Genomic DNA, 1,427 nt, shown 5'->3' with positions numbered 1-1,427 from the left:
GCACAGTTGGCACAGTGCTATCGGGTCGGTCGAAGCGTGCCATTCCGGGTACGACCGCGCCCATTCCGGGCACGCCGTTGTACGCACTCGCCGCGACGTTGCGTATAGCGCAACAGCCGCCGCCACGGCGGCAACAGCACGGCGGCGATGCCGGCCCACAGGATCAGCGCGCCTTGCACAGCGCGGCCCAGCGGCGGTCGTGCGCAAGGATCTGCTTGGCGGTCCCGTCCGTCAGCACGTCGTCCGGGCTGACGTAGATCGCGCGCATCACGGCGCACGGGTCGGGCTTAGCGCATCCAATCGGTGCGCAGCCGGCCAGCAGCAGTGGCAGGGTCAGCATCGCCCACGCGCTGAGCCGGAGCGTCTGGCAGCTTGGCAGTTTCATGATCAACCTCGGCGTCGATTCGTGCCTGTGCGTCCTGCGCGTGGATCTGCGCGCGCTGCTGGGAGACCTCGGCCTTCACCTTGGCGGCGCTAGACCCCTTCCAGCGGCCGGCAAGGTAGGCGCCGGCAACGGCAAGCACAGCAGCCATCAGGCCCAGCGCCCAGGCCTTGAGCTTGGTCAATAGGAACATGTCAACTCCCGAACAATGCGGCCTCGGCCTTGCGCCGCCGCAGCAGGCCCGCGTAGAACCTGCCGCCCGCATGGCACCACTTGGCGAACTCGGCCTGCGCGCCCGCGTAGTCGCCGGCATTGAGCTTGCGAAGCAGCGTGGATTTCGCCAGCGCGCCCGCACCGAGGTTGAACACGAAGTCGACCAAGGCGCCAAACTGGCCGTCGGTCAGCGGTACTTTCACGGCGCCTAGAACGCCATCGGCGGCGTCCTGAGCATCGTCCAGCAGGAAGGCTTCAGCCTGTTCCTGCGTGATCGAGTCGCCGGCCTTCACGCCCTTGGTGTGGCCGTAGCCGATTGTCCAGACGCCCACCGAGTCCTGATAGGCGTCCAGCCGGCAGCCCTCGAACTCGCGCAGTAGCGCCAGCGCAGCTTCAGGAATGGGGCGGCTCATGGCCCCCGCCCTGGTTGTACGCCACCAACAGGCCGCCCGCGATCACCGCCAGTAGCTCGCCCATGTGCGATGCTGTCGAGTCCGTCACCACGAAACCGGCGATGGCGCCCGCCTTCAGCATCAGGCCCGCCCACGTGGAGGGCTGCTGGATGCGCAACAGCACCCACGGTTTCACCGCCGCCCAGAAGCGGTCGAAGCGTTCGCGTATGCTCATCGGTGCCACCCGCTCATCTGCAGAATGAAATACAGCAGCGCCACGACACCGGCCGCCGCGATTGTGTGCAGCGACCATCGGCCGAATTTCGCCATCTGGTCCTGCATGAACTCCTTGGCGGCCTCGCGAAATGCCTCTTTCATCAGTTCCTTCTGGTCGTCATGGCTCATCACTGTCCCCCTGAAAATGGAAACGGCCCCGAAGG

At 66.4% G+C, this 1,427-nt stretch carries 4 protein-coding genes; all 4 read right to left on the bottom strand.

All coding sequences use genetic code 11. The features are described 5' to 3' along the window. Positions 1 to 287: 287 nt before the first annotated feature. Positions 288 to 575 (bottom strand): hypothetical protein, encoded by a 288-nt coding sequence (locus tag VF194_RS03685; RefSeq protein WP_330888148.1) that lies wholly within the window; start codon positions 573 to 575, stop codon positions 288 to 290. Between the two features lies 1 nt (position 576). Beyond that, positions 577 to 1,008 carry a lysozyme gene (locus tag VF194_RS03680; protein ID WP_330888146.1) on the bottom strand — a complete coding sequence of 144 codons (432 nt, stop codon included), beginning with the start codon at positions 1,006 to 1,008 and terminating at the stop codon, positions 577 to 579. Further along, on the bottom strand, positions 989 to 1,222 hold the full coding sequence (locus tag VF194_RS03675) for a hypothetical protein (RefSeq protein WP_330888144.1): 234 nt from the start codon (positions 1,220 to 1,222) through the stop codon (positions 989 to 991). Before VF194_RS03675 ends, VF194_RS03680 begins: the two co-directional genes overlap by 20 nt. Then, positions 1,219 to 1,427, bottom strand: a 209-nt coding sequence (locus tag VF194_RS03670; protein WP_330888143.1) for a hypothetical protein, incomplete at its 5' end; no start/stop codon positions are given. The genes VF194_RS03675 and VF194_RS03670, both read right to left, overlap by 4 nt.

Source organism: Ferrovibrio sp. (genome assembly GCF_036381655.1).
Taxonomy (GTDB): domain Bacteria; phylum Pseudomonadota; class Alphaproteobacteria; order Ferrovibrionales; family Ferrovibrionaceae; genus Ferrovibrio.
The sequence above is the reverse complement of the archived record's forward strand: the minus strand, read 5'-3'. Positions and strand labels throughout refer to the sequence as shown.

Bases quoted from the DNA above. Each gene is read 5' to 3' on its own strand.
- VF194_RS03685 (WP_330888148.1), bottom strand. From the start codon at position 575: ATGTTCCTATTGACCAAGCTCAAGGCCTGGGCGCTGGGCCTGATGGCT.
- VF194_RS03675 (WP_330888144.1), bottom strand. From the start codon at position 1,222: ATGAGCATACGCGAACGCTTCGACCGCTTCTGGGCGGCGGTGAAACCG.
- VF194_RS03680 (WP_330888146.1), bottom strand. From the start codon at position 1,008: ATGAGCCGCCCCATTCCTGAAGCTGCGCTGGCGCTACTGCGCGAGTTC.